The sequence below is a fragment of the Priestia aryabhattai genome, assembly GCF_023715685.1.
GTDB lineage: Bacteria > Bacillota > Bacilli > Bacillales > Bacillaceae_H > Priestia > Priestia aryabhattai_B.
This window is the reverse complement of the sequence record NZ_JAMBOQ010000004.1, coordinates 109,590-125,273: the sequence shown is the minus strand read 5'-3', so window position 1 is coordinate 125,273 and position 15,684 is coordinate 109,590. Positions and strand designations below refer to the sequence as shown.

The window sequence follows — 15,684 nt, the reverse complement described above, 5'->3', positions numbered from 1 at the left end:
GGAAAACTCCTGTTTTTCATATACAAAAAGCGCTTGCTCTTTAGCAAACGCTTTTTATTTCTCTACTTTTCAAATAAAAACTGCACTTTGTTTTCTTTCCATTCTAACTTGGAATTAAATGTCTTATCACCTTTTTTAAAACCTTCAATCAAGTCTGTCTGTCCTTCGCTTAACAGCTTTTTTAAATTAGCTTGCGTGACTGTTTTACCTAAAATCTTTTTCGATACGGTAAATGTGCATTTTGTTTTTGCATAGTTTGAGCATCCGTAAAAGGAGCCTTTATCGACTACCTTTCCGTCGCAAAGCTTGCACGAACCAAACGATTTAGAAGAAAAACTTTTACCTTTGCCTTTGCCTTTTCGCTGAATGGATTCAGTGTCGTATCCGCTGAAGTTCCACTTGCTTTCTGCTTCGACAGCGTCTTCGATAATTTTAGCTGACAGCTTCTTTGTTTGTTCCATAAAAGCGGCAGCTGATGCTGCTCCTTGCCCAATTTCAGCTAAACGTTGCTCCCACTTAGCCGTCATTTCTGGAGAAGCTAAAATTTTATCTCCAATCGCGTCAATCAATACCTTTCCTTTATCAGTCGCAAATACTTGGTTTTTTTTCACATCAACATATTTACGGTCTTTAAGCATTGTAATGATTCCAGCACGCGTAGCTTCCGTGCCTAAGCCTTCTGATTTTGCTAAAATTTTCTCCAGCTCATCATTATCTAAATGCTTACCCGCTGTCTTCATCAGTGTAATCAACTGACCTTCCGTGTAGCGTTTTGGAGGCTGTGTTTTACCTTCTTTCACGTCTACCTTAATAACTTTTCCCGTTTCGCCTTCTTGAACATTAGGGAGAATGACATCGTCATCTTTCTCATTTTGAAAAATCACCTTACGCCAACCTTCTTGAATTTGCTGCTTTCCTTTTGAAATAAAAGCTGCTCGCTTTTCCACGAGTGTCGTAATTGTTGTATAGTCGAAAATCGCTTTTTCATAGTGTGCCGCAATTAGCCGTCTTACGACTAGGTCGTAAATTTTCTGCTCGTCTCCTGACAGTTTGCTAGGGTCCTTCACTTGTTCCGTTGGAATAATCGCATAGTGATCGCTCACTTTTTTTGCATTTACATAGCGTTTATTTTCTAGAATCGAAGCGGAAGGAAGCGGAAATAAATGTTCATATTCAGAAAAAGCACTCAGCTTTTCTAAAATCTCAGGAAATGTTTCCGCTTCTCCTTCTGTTACGTAGTTTGAGTCTGACCTCGGATAAGAAACAATTCCTTTCTGATACAGCCCTTGCAGCACATCAAGCGTCTTTTTAGGAGAAAACTTAAACGCCTTATTCGCCGTTGCTTGAAGTGATGATAGGTTAAATAATAGAGGCGGTTGGAACTCTTTTCGCTCCGTTACGAGTTCATGAACTTCCGCGTCTTTTCCTTCGCAAAACTGAGCAATTTTATACGCCATTTCTTTTTCTTTGAGACGCGATTCTCCGTCTTGATGCCATTTGCCTTCATACTTCTTTCCTTCAATATCAAACTTAGCAAGCACTTCCCAAAACGGCTCTGATTTAAAATTATCAATTTCTTTTTCACGCTTCACAATCAAAGCAAGCGTCGGAGTCTGAACGCGTCCTGCTGAAAAAACATCTGACATGCCATGCTTTTTTAATAAGATGCTATATACGCGTGAAGCATTCATCCCAACGACCCAATCCGCGCATGCTCTTGTATATGCTTCATAATAAAGGTTACGCGTATCGCTTTCGTCTTTTAACTGTTGAAACCCATCATAAATGGCTTTTGGAGTTAAAGAAGAAATCCACAATCGTTTCATCGGCTTATGCACACCTGACAGCTGAATGATATTACGGACGATTAATTCTCCTTCGCGCCCCGCATCTCCCGCATGTATAATTTCTGTGACCGTCGGCTTTTTAAGCAATTTTTTTACCACTTGAAACTGCTTCGCTTTTGAGCGCGTCACTTCATATTGAAAACGATCTGGAATCATCGGCAGCGTGTCAATTGACCACTTTTTCCACTCCGGCTTATAATCTTCCGGACTCACAAGCTGACATAAATGCCCCACTGCCCACGTCACATACGCTCCGTCCGTAAACACTTCATTCGGTGGAATCTCTAAATAGCCGTCGCGACGCTTCGGCTTAAACTGTGAAGCTAGCGTCGATCCTTGATCCGGCTTTTCTGCAATAATTAACTTCATGTATCTAATCACCTTACATTTCAAATTTCCATGTGAAACTTAGTCAGTTTTATTATTTTATCATAGAAAGAGCTGTTGGAGTATGAATGGGGAGAAAAGTAGTTTAGATGAGAGATACATATCTCATTTTAAAAACGTGTCGTTGTCCGTTATACCTTTTCAATAAAAAAGCTGTAGATCGATTTTCTACAGCTTCAATACGCACCTGAATTTTCCTGGCAACACCCATTATCATACGAACTAAAATAACACTACATCTTGAGAATTCCCCGGTAACTCAAGAGTATAGAGAATGAGTCAAAATTTATTCTCTCGGCTCATTTGGCTCTAACTATTACTTGCCTGTTTCAGCAAAACAAATCTCCTTTAGCACGTGTTATGAAATAATGAGTAACCAAATATACAAACCAGCAAGCGTAATAAACAGTGTCGGAATAGTTAAGATAATACCCGTTTTAAGATACGTTCCCCATGAAATCTTCACGCCTTTTGTCGAAAGAACATGAAGCCATAAAAGCGTCGCTAAAGAGCCAATCGGGGTAATTTTCGGGCCTAAATCCGATCCAATGACATTTGCATAAATCAACGCTTCCTTGATTGTTCCAGCTGCGTGTGTTGCATCGATTGCTAGTGCATCAATCATAACTGTTGGCATATTGTTCATAATCGATGAAAGAATAGCCGCAGTGAATCCCATACCGATTGTTGCTGCAAACAGTCCATGGCTAGCCGTTGCTTGTATCACGTCAGCCAAAATTTCTGTTAAACCAGCATTACGCACGCCGTATACAACGACATACATGCCGATCGAGAAAAAGACAATCGCCCATGGAGCTCCCTTTAACACTTTTTTTGTGTGAACCGCTCGGCTTTTTTTGGCCATCATTAAAAACAGGATAGCAATAATACCTGCGATGATAGAAACAGGGACGCTAAAGAATTCTCCAATTAAATATCCTAGTACTAACAAAACTAAGACAATTCCGGACAGCCGGAACATTTTCTCATCTTTGATGGCATCCACTGGCTTCTGCAAATCTGCTACATTGTATTTCTTAGGAATTCTTTTGCGGAAATACACATACAAGACCATAATACTCGCAAACAGAGAAACCAAATCTGGAACAATCATGCGTGATACAAATTCAGAAAAGCTAATACCAAAGAAGTCGGCTGATACGATATTCACTAAGTTACTAACAACAAGGGGCAGCGACGTTGTATCCGCAATAAATCCACTTGCGATAATAAACGGAAAAACCATTTTATCGTCGAACTTTAACGCCCGAACCATGGCTAAGACAATAGGTGTTAAAATCAAAGCTGCTCCGTCATTAGCAAATAGCGCTGCTACAACAGCTCCAAGAAGAGACACGTAAACAAACATACGCACGCCGTTCCCTCCTGCAGCTCTAGCCATATGAAGCGCTGCCCATTCAAAGAAACCAATTTCATCTAAAATTAAAGAAATAATAATAATAGCGATAAACGTAAGAGTCGCATTCCACACAATGCTGGTTACCTCAAGAACATCTTGAAAATCAACAACGCCTGCCAGTAAAGCAAGAATTGCTCCCCCGCAAGCCGACCAACCGATTGATAAATTCTTCGGCTGCCAAATGACAAAAATTAATGTTACTAAAAAAATCAATGATGCTAGTACAACTGATGTCACTTTTTAAACCTCCAATTATTCACAACAACTAATACGTAGTCCTTGTTTTTCTAGCTCTTTTAAGCGTTCGTCCTGACTTGGTACAGATTCAAGTATGCCAAGAACAAACTCATAGTACTGGCTTTCTTTATTAAGAGAATAAAAAATCCATTGCCCTTTTCTTCTTTCTTTCACAAGCTCAGCATCTCTTAATTTTCGTAAATGCTGACTAATTGAAGGTTGGCTAGCTTGATAGATATCCACGAACTCACACACACAGCATTCATTGTTCTCTATTAATTTCACCATCGAAAGCCTTGTTTTATCTCCCAATAATTTTAAGATTTGGGCTGCCTTTTCAATACTATCTATAGATTTTGTACTCATTAATGAACACCTCCTACTCCATTTCAATTGATATATAATAATGGGCTGATGTATTAATGTTCATTACTATAATTGATTTCTAAATTATTTACAATTTTTTTAGCGAAATGCAATGGATAAAATATGAAGAATAATGACTGGGTCTGATTCTTAGGCTTTGTTTTAATAGATGTAATTTATATATTTGATAATTATCATCGGTTTTCATCATGAGCTTCATCCTGATAGCTCCCCGCAACTGTCCTTTTATAATGTCTTATCTTTTTGAAATTCATGAAATCTTGTTGAGCTGTCTTTTCATTTAAACTTTGTTACAAAAATCTACACCTTAATTGTTAGACTATAACTAGCAACTAAGGTGTAGATTTTTAATTAATCGGCTTATTTTAGAACTCGCTTCGCTTTTTCTCTTTTTTGTAAGAAAATAGAGGCACTAATCCAAGAAGTAATCGGAATAATAATGGCTACACCAATACCTCCGCTTAAAATAGAAATGACTTCTGCACAAAAAGTTTTCGAATTGATAATATCTCCAAACGAATACGACAATCTCTTAAACCATATAATTAAAGTCAAATAACCGCCTACAAAAGCAAAATACAGTGTATTGGTTGTGGTGCCCAAAATATCTCTTCCGATTTTTAAACCAGAATGGAAGAGATTTTTTTTAGTTACGGACGGATCATGAACAAATAATTCATTCATAGAAGATGAAATAGATAGCGAAATATCAATGATCGCTCCTATAGCACCCATAATAATTGTACAAATGGCTATTTTAGCAAAGTCAATTCCAACATAAAGTGAAAAAGCGTTAATTTCTTCTTCCTGTTCTTCTCCAAATCCTTGAATCAGTGCATGATGTTCAGTGATAAAAATAAAAAGTACTAAAACGGCTAAGGTAAGAATCGTTGAAACAAACGCAGCAAGCGTTTTATTATTGAATTTATTGATATAAAATAAATTAATGCAGCTAATGATTGTACAAGCGATCAACGTCACAATAATCGTACTTTTTATAGACAGCATAAAGAGAATGGTTAAAAAAACAACGCCAAAATTCAAAAACAGAGCAAGGAACGATCTAATTCCTTTTTTCCCGCCCACAATACTCATAAGGATAAATAAAATAAGAGCAAGCGATAGTAAAACGTTCACTTTCTTTTCCCCTTCCTAAAAATAAAAAGAATCGAAAGATAGAGTGTAATGGGAATCGTTAAAACAATGCCAATGCTGCCAGTAAGAGCACGGATTAACTCTAACGAGAAATTCATCGAAAACGTGTATCCTAAAGGAGAGCCATTTTTCAAATAAAGAAGAACCATTGGGATTGTTCCGCTTATATATGAAAAAAATAAAATATTCGTCATCGCTCCCATGATGTCTCCGCCAATTTCCTTGCCAGATTTCAGTAAGTCCTTGTGTGTTATCTCTTTATTCTTTTCATATAGTTCATAGACAGAAGAAGTAATCGTAATCGCTACATCCATAACAGCTCCTAAAGATCCTATTAATACCTCACTCATAAATATTTTTTGAGGAGGAATCGTCACAAACTCCATTCCTTCATAATGAAGGCCATTAGAATCTGTTAGTTGCATGACACCATACGCAATTAAAAGAGAAACAAATGTACCTATTAAAGTTGAAATAATCGCTACATGCGTTTTTTCTTTATTACCGCTTACTAATAATAAAGAAATAACTGTAAAGAGAACGACAGCTACAATACATACAGCTAACAAGCTCACATTCCCTAGTGCTAAATATACATTGAGGGCCCCGATTAAAAGGACAATATTAATAAATAAGCTAATGATTGAATAAAAACCTTGTTTTCTTCCAATAGCCAGCAAAATTAATACAAATAAACCCGCGACAGCGGTAACCTGCTTGTCCCGCTTCACTCCTTCAATCGTTCCGTTTAGAGCATGCTGTGAATTCTTTTCTAAGGAGACAAACAGATCTGTCCCTACAGTGTACTTTTGATCATAAGCACCTGAGTATGAGTACGTATTCTCTAAATGGATAAGCTTTCCTTTATATTTTCCGTTCATTATTTTAGCAACAATTTTCTGAGAATATACGGTATCTTTGTTATGATTTAAATCAGCAGATTTGTTTTGTTCTACAACATTCGTCTTCACTACCTCAGCTATCGGTTTTTTATAAAGAGAATAATTGTGGTTTGTTAAAAACAGGGCTACACACAAACAGCAAATTCCTAGTATGTATATAGAGATTTGCTTACGTGATGATTTACTGGACTTTACTTTCAAAAAAAGATTCCTTATATGCTGAGAATACAGAGGAGACATAACATACTTTCCTTTCTGGTTATCATTTGAACGCATGGCTTTTGAACATGAAGAGACTGCAAAGAGGTCTAAATTCCTTTGCAGTCTTTTCATTCATTTATTATGAGCGTTGTACAGCAAGACATACTGTAGGTAGAAAAGACGCTCAAACCTACCGTTTTTCACATTCCGTACTGTATCAGAGAAAAATGAAATTATAGTGAAAATATAGAACAATCTATCCACTTCACTAGTTTTTTATGACTATTTTATATAATCATAGGAATATAAAAACAAATAGAGAATTGCCTGCGCTATAATAAATTGACTTTATAGCTACAGTTATAAAACTCATGAAAAGCGACAAATAGTTGCTAAAACAAGGAGGTTATTTCATGTTAACGAAAAAAACACTTGTCATGCTTTCTACTCTCACGCTTGTAACAACATGCGTATCATTCAGCACTCCAACTGCTGGAGCAGCTGCTAAAGATACCTACTCACAAAAAATTGAAGCTAAAGCAGAAACAAGGCCTACGCTTCGTAAAGGTTCTAACTCTAGCTATGTAAGAGACTTACAGCAAAGCTTAAAAGATGTGAAGTATAACACATCAGTTGATGGAATTTTTGGTACGCAAACACAAAATGTAGTAAAAGAATTTCAAATCGATCACAGCTTGTCTCCAGATGGTATTGTTGGCCCCTTAACATGGGCAGCTTTAGATGAGAACAAGGTAGAAAGAAAGCAATTTCCTGTCAGTACAGCTATTACATTCGGTAAAAAAGAATTGGGTGAAAATATTGTCTTCAGTACAGACGACCGCTTACGGAAAGATAACAACGATAAAGCTTACTATAGATTCGTAGCAAAAAATAAAGACTGGATGGATCAAGGGGGATCAGGTACCATAGGGTGGTATCATATTTACAAAAATGGAGATGTGATTGAAGCATCCAATTAAATCTATTTACAGATAACGGTTCGAAAAAAGCTTTTATAATCACTCTTTTGAGTGATTTACTACTCGTCTTACACAATGCTAAAATTTAAAAACATCATTCCGTAGGTATTTTACTTGAACAAGAACAGCTTTTTCTCCCCACAGCTGTTCTTGTTATTTTTTTAAGCAAAAATACCAAAAGCAGCATGTGAACATTCCACACGCTGCTTTTTTCGATTACAGGACTACTCTGCGGGTCGAGGCCCTGCTTCGCGCCCTGAGCTTTCTACCGTTAGTATTGGCCGAACAGTGACATCTTCATTTACGCGGATTTGGCAAGATAAGCGCAAATGATCTTCAATTGAACTTTCTGAGTATGCATTTTTCTCTGCATTTGTTAAATCACAATATTCGCCTTCGAGCACTTCTACCCTGCAAGTCGTACATTTGGCTTTCCCGCCGCACCGATGAAGAATATTTATACCATTGTCTTCGAGTGCCAAGACAAGCTTTTTTCCTTTTTCCACTTCAAAACTTCCGTATCCCAAAACAGTTACTCTTGGCATGTACCTCCCTCTTTCCCTCTACTGTGTACAAGCGATTTGAATTACACTATATGCAGTTTCTTTTTATTGCATGCCTGTAATAAGTTGCAATCCATTATTTCTACTGATTGCGACATCTGTTTGTACGTTACAAACCCCTTTTACACGCCTAAATCCAATTAAGAAGACCATCGTTTTGTAATACGGCAACTAAAACTACAATCCCAAGTATAATAACAGGTATCAGTGCTTTTAAAATTTGATACTTAGATAATTCTATGCGTTGAGGCTCCTTTAACAAATGACTTTGATTTAACTCAGTATTGTTTTCACTTTCTTTATGATTCATGTTCCTCTGCCTTTCTATTTTTTATAGTGCGGTTCATATCTACTTCTGCCGAAATAACAAAAGTAGACACAAAATTTCTTCATAAAAACCATCTTAACCTTTTTAAGAACATGTTATACTAACAATTCTATTTTAAAATAAGCCCCTATCATATGTTTCAGACAAACAAATTTACCTTATTTCCCTTCTTAATAGCATTTCAAATCGGCAGACTAGGCTTTTCACATCACTATCGTTATTTATAATTAAAAGAGGCTGGGACAAAAGTATTTTAGCCAAAGAAATATCCGCACACTTAATCGAGATTATTAATTAATTGTGCGGCCTTTTTTCGTTGTTATGGTAAACGTAGGTTTAATGTGTTAGTTGCTTCTAGCTGTTGATTGGAGGGCAAGGCGAAGACTCCTGCGGGAAAAGCGGAATAGGTGAGACCCCGCAGGAGCGTAAGCGACGAGGAGGCTCATCGGCCGCCCGCGGAAAGCGAAGCCTTGCACGAAAATCAACAGCGGTGTAACAAGCAATCCATACCAGATCATTTATCTAATTTATTAGTCTTTAGATTGAATTGATTTAGTTATGTCTCAATCTCTTGTATGTTGGTTTTTCGGAATCTTAATTTGTTTAATATCTCCTAGCACGTAAATATAAAACATTAAGCCTAGCAACAATACAATTCCTGCTACAATAAAGCTTAGATCAAAAGAACCAGTTTTATCCAAAAGATATCCCGTTAAAGCTGTAGCTATAATTCCTCCAAACAAATTATTAGCTAAATTAACAATAGAACTGAGAAGGGAAATAGAGCCTGCAGGCGCAATTTCCGCAGAAATAGACCAGCCGATTGGTGCAGTTGCAGATATACCTGCCAGTCCAATCGAGATACAAATCATTGCTACGACGACACTATTGGTGAAAATAGATCCTAAAAAAACAAACCCTAAGCATAATCCTACAACAATAATCGTGCGATATACTTTTTGACTGTTATATCCTTTTTTTATGAGGTAATCAACAAGCCACCCGCCAACTAAAATGCCAGCAAATGTAGCAATTAGCCAAGGTACTGCCGTAAGCAGACCCGATGACATGATATCCATACCATATTTTTCTTTTAAAAAAGTTGGCAGCCACGTTAACAGTAAGTTAAACGTATATCCATAGCCTGTAAACCCAATCATTAGCCCCCAGACTTTTCGATTCGTAAATAATACTTTTAAGGTATGTAAAAATTTTGATGTTTGCTCATCGTTCGCATTTAGATTATTTTCTTGAATATACTTCAACTCATCATCTGATATGCGTCTATGCTTTTCTGGTTTTTCGTAATAAAACCAAAACAGCAGCGTAAACAGCACGTTTATAATTCCAATGGATAAAAATGCTGTGCGCCAATCAAATTTGGTGATGAGAAACGCTACAAGAGGCGCGCCAAGTACATTTGAAAATTTGGCCGCTGAATCAAACAAAGAATTTGGTAAGCTTCTTTCGTCTGGAGGAAACCATAGCGACGTAGCTTTTGACGCTGCCGGAAAAGCTGAAGCACTCATTATTCCTATTAAAAACCGGACGATATAGAGAAGAAGTTTTCCTTGCAAAAAAGCCATCGACATCGTTAATAAACTCCAAATCACCATACCAACTCTTGTCACCCATGCTACTCCGAACCGATCAAGCAAGCTTCCGGCAGGTATTTGCATGAGCGTATAAGAATACGTATAAATAGAAAAGACAATTCCGAGCTCTGTTCCCGTTAAGTGAAATGCATCTTGTATTGCAGGAGCGGCCACTGACACCGCTACACGATCAAAATAATTTAAAATAATCATACTGCTTAACAAAGATGAAATGAACCATCGTGTGCGTCCTGTTCGCTTTACTGTATGTTCACTCATAACTAGCTCCTTTCATCAGTAGTTTGGTCGTTTTATTACCGTAGCATTCTACTTAATACCACAACTTCTGTTGAAAGAAACATGAGTTTTCTTCATACATCATGTAAGAAATTCATCATTATAAAACATAAAACAAGAAGCAAACAAAAAAGCCTAAGAATAAATCTATTCCTAGGCTTTTCTCGCTAACAGTCTATTTGGTTGAAAGTTCACTTTCGGTTACCCACTTGTGATTTTTCATTTTCTCTCCGCCTGTAGTCGGTGTATAGTCTACCATATATACCGTTGTTTTTTCGGCTGAATCAATCGTTGCTTTTGCGCCTTTCATACCTTTCATATGATCTGCTTCAAGCGTTACTTCGCTACCTGGCTTTAACTGCTTGTTACCCGCACCTTTTATTTCTTCTTGAATAACCCACTTATGATTTTTTACTTTTTTTCCATCAGTCTTTGGCGTATACGAAACGGTATAAGCCGTAGTGTCGTAAGCACCAACAATCGTTGCTTCAGCCCCGTTCATGCCTTTCATATGATCAGCTTTCATAACGGCTTTATCCCCAACTTTATATGTTGGATTCTCAGCTTTCTTTAATCCTTTTGGAACCTCTCCTGAACTAGAGTGATTCATCTCTGAGTGGTCATGCATGGATTCGTTTTTGTCAGCTGAAGGCTTTTCATGACTAGAATCGTTTCCGCATCCGCTTAGTCCAATAATGACAGATGCACCAAGAATAAATAGCTGTTTTTTCATGACAGTCCCTCTTTTCCACATAATAAATTTTAAAATGAAGAATCATTTAATCCTTAGAAACAACTTATCTTTGCATACTCTTCTTCTTTTCTTTATTGTAGCCACACTTTGTGCAGATTTTGTGAAGATGAGGGTAATTTGGTACGAAGAATTCCTGTGCCTAAAAAAGGCCTTCGTATGAAACACTTACTACAAGGAAAAAGTATAAAAATAAAAGGAGGAAAGAAACATGCCAAAAATACGCTTTGCTCTATCCTCACGCTTACTTGTAGTTAGCTTGGTGATTGGAGCTCCTTTTGCTTCCGCACACTCCCCGCTCTCACCTAACGTACAAAAGATAGAAGTAACGTCCATTAAAATGAAAACGCTCAAAACTTTTATCGATGAACAAGATATGAATGCATTCACCAACAGTATAAAAAAAGCACAGCGCATGAAACTTCTCTTGGATGAAGAATCTGCTGGGAGCATTGATTGCAAAATGACCATTACCTATGGAGACGGTTCTAGCCGTCGTTATTTCATTTGGATTATGGATGATGGACGAGATGTGTTAATTGCTCATCAAAAGCATCCCGAGGACCTTCATCTTAAAGGGTATGAATTAAACCAAAAAAATTCCTTGCACCTAACAAAGCTGCTAAAGAATATTCTTTAGCAGCTTTGTTTTTACATCACTTTCACCGAAAATGGCTTGGTGACTCCAATATTTTTCACTTTATATTTCCCACACAGCATATACTGCTATTACTGTAAGCACGTACAAAATAGCTGAAATGATCCACTTTTTCATACCTTATAGCCTCACTCTCTGCAATCGCAGTGCATTTAATACAACGGATACAGAACTAAAAGCCATCGCTGCTCCAGCAACCCAAGGTGCTAACAGCCCAACTGCTGCAATTGGAATACCGAGCGTGTTGTAACCCATTGCCCAGAATAAGTTTTTTTTGATATTAGAGATCGTTTTTCTACTCATTTCAATTGCATCTGCAATGCTCATCAAGTCTCCTCGCATCAGCGTAATATCAGCGGCTTCCATCGCTACATCCGTTCCTGTTCCGATGGCCATTCCAATATCAGCTAACGCAAGTGCAGGAGCATCATTAATACCGTCTCCTACCATTGCGACTTTTTTACCTTGCTGCTGAAGCTTTTTCACTTCTTCTGCTTTGCCTTCTGGTAATACTTCTGCTATAACGTGCTCAATACCGGCTTGCATCGCAATAGCCTGAGCTGTTTGACGATTATCTCCTGTAATCATCATCACTTCTAAGCCCATCTCTTTCAACCTAGAAACTGCTTCTTTAGAAGTCGCTTTAATGGTGTCTGCAACAGCAAGCATGCCGGCATATTTTCCGTCAAGAGCAACGAGCATAGCCGTTTTTCCTTCTCGTTCTAAATTTGTCATTTCTTCTAAAGCTGCATCAATGTTCACTTTATGTTGGTTCATAAGCTTTCTTGTTCCCACTAACAGCTCTCGTTCTTGTACAGTTGCTTTTACTCCATACCCTGGAATAGCTTCAAAAGATAAAGGATCTTGAACCTCTATACCTTTATTTTTTATACCTGCTACGAGTGCTTGAGCTAGAGGATGCTCTGATAAACGCTCAGCCGATGCAACTAACTGTAATAGCTCATTTTCTTTATACCCTTGTGCAATACGTACATCAGTTAACTCGGGAGTTCCATTTGTAACAGTTCCCGTTTTATCTAAAAGAACCGTATCGATTTTATGCGTTGCTTCTAAATGCTCGCCGCCTTTGAACAAAATACCAAATTCTGCGGCGCGGCCCGACCCGGCCATAATGGAAGTTGGAGTAGCTAAGCCTAACGCGCATGGACATGCAATTACTAATACGGCAATAAGCTTCTCTAAAGCCGGTGTAAATTCGCCAGGCACAATCCAAATATACCAAACAAAGAAAGTAAGAAGAGCAATTCCAACCACAATTGGCACGAATATACCTGAAATATAGTCAGCTAATCGCTGAATAGGCGCTTTAGAACCCTGCGCTTCTTCTACTACTTTAATAATTTGCGCAAGCGCCGTCTCTCTTCCAACGTTCGTAGCTTTTATTTTTAGAAAACCATTTTTATTGAGTGTGGCTCCAATTACTTTATCTCCAATGTTTTTATCTACTGGTACGCTTTCACCTGTCAGCATGGACTCATCTAAAGCCGATTGTCCTTCAATAATCTCTCCATCTACAGGTACTTTTTCACCAGGTTTAATAAAAATAACTTCGCCTTTTTGCACTTCTTCCACTGGAATTTCAACTTCCGCTCCGTCCCTTACTACAACAGCCGTTTTAGCTTGTAAACCCATCATCTTTTTAATTGCTTCTGAAGAACGGCCTTTGGCATTTGCTTCAAATAATTTTCCTAAAAGAATCAGCGTAATTAATATAGCGCTCGTTTCATAGTAAAGCTGATCCGTATGAGCAGATGAGCCAAGCGATTTAAGAGAAGAGTATAAACTATAGAAATAAGCTGCGCTTGTGCCTAGTGCTACTAAAACATCCATGTTGGCACTTTTGTTACGCAGAGCTTTAAATGCACCTACATAAAATTGCTTCCCTACCACGAATTGAACAGGCGTAGCTAAAGCGAGCTGAACCCATGGATTCATCAGCATATGAGGTAAAGGAATAAACGATGTAAACGTAAAATGGCTAACCATTGCCCATAATAACGGTACGCTTAAAATAAACGAAAACCAAAACTTCCCTTTTTGTTTACTCAGTTCTTTTTCTCGGTAGCTTTGCTCTTCTTCTTTTTCTTCCGACTTTAGCTTTGCTCCGTATCCAAGTTTTTCAACTCGCTGCGTTATATCTTGGGAAGCTATTTGAGAAGGGCTGTATTCAACAGAAGCCGTTTCTAAAGCAAGGTTAACTGTTGCCTTTGTCACGCCTTCTAATTTGTTTAACCCTTTTTCAATACGAGTCGAACAAGCGGCGCACGTCATGCCCGTAATAGTAAATTCCGCTTTTTCGCTTACAACTCCGTACCCAAGCTTTTCGATTTTTTCTTCAAAGGCCTGTGGATTTGTTTTAGCCGGATCAAATATGATAGTAGATCTTTCTAAAGCCAAATTCACGCTTGCTTCTTTTACACCTTCTATTTTTTTTAATCCTTTTTCAATTCGGTTAGAACACGCTGCACATGTCATACCCGTAATTTGCAAGGTGGCTTCTTTTTGTTTATCACTCATCACGTTTCGCCTCCTGTTATATACCTGTAAGGGGTATATATTTTTCCTAAATCAAGCGTGCGAAGGTATTCGCACGCGATGCTGTTTATGCTACGTCATAACCTTGGTCATCAATAGCTTCTTTAATATCTTCGACCGTTACTTGACTTGGATCAAATGCAACTGTTACTTTTGCATCTTCTAAGCTTACTTTTACGCTTTTAACGCCATTAAGTTCACCTACGCCTCCTTCAACAGCTTTGACGCAATGACCGCAAGACATTCCTTGTACTGATAATGTTACGTTTTCCATTTCTAGCATCTCCTTTATTTCATTAATCGTTTAATAGTTGTTAATAATTCATCCACTACTTCTTCATCACCATCTTGCACACGTTCTACAATGCAATGCTTCAAGTGACCTTCAAGCAAAATTTTACTTACACTATTTAAAGCAGACTGCGCAGCTGCGATTTGAGTAATCACGTCGTCACAATACGTATCTTTTTCAATTAATCCTTTAATTCCTCGAATTTGTCCTTCAATTCGATTTAATCGGCTTGTTAGATTTTTTTTCACTTCTGGAGAATGGTGACTTTTTCTTTCACTATTTATCGTACAACATTTTTCTTCACTATTCATGTGATTCGCTTCGACCATCTAACATCCTCCCTTCATGACTCCATCATACTATACCCCCCTACCCTATGTAAAGAGAAAAGGTCACTTCTGCTTACTTATCTTTTCACCAATTTCGATAGCTATGCTCATATCATTTTCAACTAACATCAACCCACTTATAGCCTATTCCCCATACGGTTTGCAAGTATTCGTCTACAGGAAAGCCCGCTTTTCTAAGCTTATCCCGAACATTTCGCACATGAGAGTCAATAGTACGGTCTCCAATCTCCGCCTCATATCCCCACACTAACACAAGCAAGTCGTCTCGGCTGAACACACGGTTTAAATGCTGAAGAAGTAACCCCACTAATTCAAACTCTTTAGGCGTCACTTGAATCTGCTGATTTTTATATTGTAATACGTGGTCTGCCTTGCTCCATGCTACCCCTTTGTAGGTGATTTCGTGTTTTTCCTTTAACGAACGTCTAAGAACCGCACTGATGCGTGCAACCAATTCTTCTTCGCTAAACGGTTTAGTAATATAGTCGTCTGCCCCTATATTTAACCCTTTTACTACATCTAATGTTTGGCTGCGGGCTGTGAGCATAATGACCGGTAGATCAGACATTTTCCTTACTTCTTGGCAAATCTCCCACCCATCTCTGCTTGGCATCATAATATCTAATAACATCAAATCTGCTTTGTTACCTTCATAAAGATAGCGTAGCGCTTCTGTGCCTGTTTCAAATTTTATACATGTAAATCCATTTGGCAGTAGATAAAGTTCTAGTAAATCTAGCATCCTTACTTCATCATCCACTAATAAAATGGTTGTCAT

The 15,684-nt window shown here is 37.9% G+C and carries 16 protein-coding genes; 3 read left to right on the top strand and 13 right to left on the bottom strand.

Annotated elements, in window-relative coordinates; translation table 11 throughout:
* Window positions 1-62: 62 nt before the first annotated feature.
* From M3225_RS19155 to M3225_RS19135, 5 genes are all read right to left on the bottom strand, one after another.
* The gene (locus M3225_RS19155; protein ID WP_251396285.1) at window positions 63-2,216 is read right to left on the bottom strand and encodes a DNA topoisomerase III; all 2,154 of its coding nucleotides are present in this window, start codon (window positions 2,214-2,216) and stop codon (window positions 63-65) included.
* A gap of 376 nt (window positions 2,217-2,592) precedes the next feature.
* A complete protein-coding gene (locus tag M3225_RS19150) occupies window positions 2,593-3,891 on the bottom strand; it encodes an arsenic transporter (protein WP_251396283.1) in 1,299 nt (432 codons plus the stop codon).
* A 15-nt stretch (window positions 3,892-3,906) separates the two neighbouring features.
* Entirely contained in the window at window positions 3,907-4,257 is a 351-nt protein-coding gene (locus M3225_RS19145) for an ArsR/SmtB family transcription factor (protein WP_251396282.1), read from the bottom strand.
* Window positions 4,258-4,638: 381 nt separating this feature from the next.
* Window positions 4,639-5,415, bottom strand: coding sequence for a YibE/F family protein (locus M3225_RS19140; RefSeq protein ID WP_251396281.1), 777 nt, complete (start codon window positions 5,413-5,415; stop codon window positions 4,639-4,641).
* Window positions 5,412-6,404 carry a YibE/F family protein gene (locus M3225_RS19135; RefSeq protein ID WP_251396868.1) on the bottom strand — a complete coding sequence of 331 codons (993 nt, stop codon included), beginning with the start codon at window positions 6,402-6,404 and terminating at the stop codon, window positions 5,412-5,414. The genes M3225_RS19140 and M3225_RS19135 overlap by 4 nt, the downstream gene beginning before the upstream one ends.
* Before the next feature lie 545 nt (window positions 6,405-6,949).
* On the opposite strand from M3225_RS19135, the gene M3225_RS19130 reads away from it, so the two are divergent.
* Window positions 6,950-7,516, top strand: coding sequence for a peptidoglycan-binding domain-containing protein (locus M3225_RS19130; protein WP_251396280.1), 567 nt, complete (start codon window positions 6,950-6,952; stop codon window positions 7,514-7,516).
* A gap of 224 nt (window positions 7,517-7,740) precedes the next feature.
* On the opposite strand, the gene M3225_RS19125 is transcribed toward M3225_RS19130, so the two are convergent.
* Window positions 7,741-8,061 carry a 2Fe-2S iron-sulfur cluster-binding protein gene (locus M3225_RS19125; RefSeq protein ID WP_221779773.1) on the bottom strand — a complete coding sequence of 107 codons (321 nt, stop codon included), beginning with the start codon at window positions 8,059-8,061 and terminating at the stop codon, window positions 7,741-7,743.
* A 148-nt stretch (window positions 8,062-8,209) separates the two neighbouring features.
* Window positions 8,210-8,389, bottom strand: coding sequence for a hypothetical protein (locus M3225_RS19120; RefSeq protein ID WP_013082801.1), 180 nt, complete (start codon window positions 8,387-8,389; stop codon window positions 8,210-8,212).
* 379 nt (window positions 8,390-8,768) lie between these two features.
* Between M3225_RS19120 and M3225_RS29650 the strand changes: the two genes are divergently transcribed.
* Window positions 8,769-8,903 (top strand): hypothetical protein, encoded by a 135-nt coding sequence (locus tag M3225_RS29650; RefSeq protein ID WP_285885380.1) that lies wholly within the window; start codon window positions 8,769-8,771, stop codon window positions 8,901-8,903.
* 67 nt (window positions 8,904-8,970) lie between these two features.
* Here M3225_RS29650 and M3225_RS19115 read toward each other — a convergent pair whose 3' ends face one another.
* Window positions 8,971-10,281 carry an MFS transporter gene (locus M3225_RS19115; RefSeq protein ID WP_251396279.1) on the bottom strand — a complete coding sequence of 437 codons (1,311 nt, stop codon included), beginning with the start codon at window positions 10,279-10,281 and terminating at the stop codon, window positions 8,971-8,973.
* A 193-nt stretch (window positions 10,282-10,474) separates the two neighbouring features.
* The gene (locus M3225_RS19110; RefSeq protein ID WP_251396278.1) at window positions 10,475-11,032 is read right to left on the bottom strand and encodes a YdhK family protein; all 558 of its coding nucleotides are present in this window, start codon (window positions 11,030-11,032) and stop codon (window positions 10,475-10,477) included.
* 229 nt (window positions 11,033-11,261) lie between these two features.
* On the opposite strand from M3225_RS19110, the gene M3225_RS19105 reads away from it, so the two are divergent.
* Window positions 11,262-11,690 (top strand): hypothetical protein, encoded by a 429-nt coding sequence (locus M3225_RS19105; RefSeq protein WP_251396277.1) that lies wholly within the window; start codon window positions 11,262-11,264, stop codon window positions 11,688-11,690.
* Window positions 11,691-11,828: 138 nt separating this feature from the next.
* Here M3225_RS19105 and M3225_RS19100 read toward each other — a convergent pair whose 3' ends face one another.
* From M3225_RS19100 to M3225_RS19085, 4 genes are all read right to left on the bottom strand, one after another.
* Window positions 11,829-14,246, bottom strand: coding sequence for a heavy metal translocating P-type ATPase (locus M3225_RS19100; RefSeq protein ID WP_251396275.1), 2,418 nt, complete (start codon window positions 14,244-14,246; stop codon window positions 11,829-11,831).
* A gap of 85 nt (window positions 14,247-14,331) precedes the next feature.
* Window positions 14,332-14,538: a copper chaperone CopZ gene (gene copZ / locus M3225_RS19095; RefSeq protein ID WP_251396273.1), complete on the bottom strand. Its 207-nt coding sequence runs from the start codon at window positions 14,536-14,538 to the stop codon at window positions 14,332-14,334.
* 14 nt (window positions 14,539-14,552) lie between these two features.
* Window positions 14,553-14,885: a metal-sensitive transcriptional regulator gene (locus M3225_RS19090; protein ID WP_013056612.1), complete on the bottom strand. Its 333-nt coding sequence runs from the start codon at window positions 14,883-14,885 to the stop codon at window positions 14,553-14,555.
* A gap of 118 nt (window positions 14,886-15,003) precedes the next feature.
* On the bottom strand, window positions 15,004-15,684 hold the full coding sequence (locus M3225_RS19085; protein WP_251396271.1) for a response regulator transcription factor: 681 nt from the start codon (window positions 15,682-15,684) through the stop codon (window positions 15,004-15,006).

Bases quoted from the DNA above. Each gene is read 5' to 3' on its own strand.
- M3225_RS19155 (WP_251396285.1), bottom strand. From the start codon at position 2,216: ATGAAGTTAATTATTGCAGAAAAGCCGGATCAAGGATCGACGCTAGCT.
- M3225_RS19145 (WP_251396282.1), bottom strand. From the start codon at position 4,257: ATGAGTACAAAATCTATAGATAGTATTGAAAAGGCAGCCCAAATCTTA.
- M3225_RS19130 (WP_251396280.1), top strand. From the start codon at position 6,950: ATGTTAACGAAAAAAACACTTGTCATGCTTTCTACTCTCACGCTTGTA.
- M3225_RS19125 (WP_221779773.1), bottom strand. From the start codon at position 8,061: ATGCCAAGAGTAACTGTTTTGGGATACGGAAGTTTTGAAGTGGAAAAA.
- M3225_RS19120 (WP_013082801.1), bottom strand. From the start codon at position 8,389: ATGAATCATAAAGAAAGTGAAAACAATACTGAGTTAAATCAAAGTCAT.
- M3225_RS19115 (WP_251396279.1), bottom strand. From the start codon at position 10,281: ATGAGTGAACATACAGTAAAGCGAACAGGACGCACACGATGGTTCATT.
- M3225_RS19110 (WP_251396278.1), bottom strand. From the start codon at position 11,032: ATGAAAAAACAGCTATTTATTCTTGGTGCATCTGTCATTATTGGACTA.
- M3225_RS19105 (WP_251396277.1), top strand. From the start codon at position 11,262: ATGCCAAAAATACGCTTTGCTCTATCCTCACGCTTACTTGTAGTTAGC.
- M3225_RS19100 (WP_251396275.1), bottom strand. From the start codon at position 14,246: ATGAGTGATAAACAAAAAGAAGCCACCTTGCAAATTACGGGTATGACA.
- copZ (WP_251396273.1), bottom strand. From the start codon at position 14,538: ATGGAAAACGTAACATTATCAGTACAAGGAATGTCTTGCGGTCATTGC.
- M3225_RS19090 (WP_013056612.1), bottom strand. From the start codon at position 14,885: ATGGTCGAAGCGAATCACATGAATAGTGAAGAAAAATGTTGTACGATA.
- M3225_RS19085 (WP_251396271.1), bottom strand. From the start codon at position 15,684: ATGACAACCATTTTATTAGTGGATGATGAAGTAAGGATGCTAGATTTA.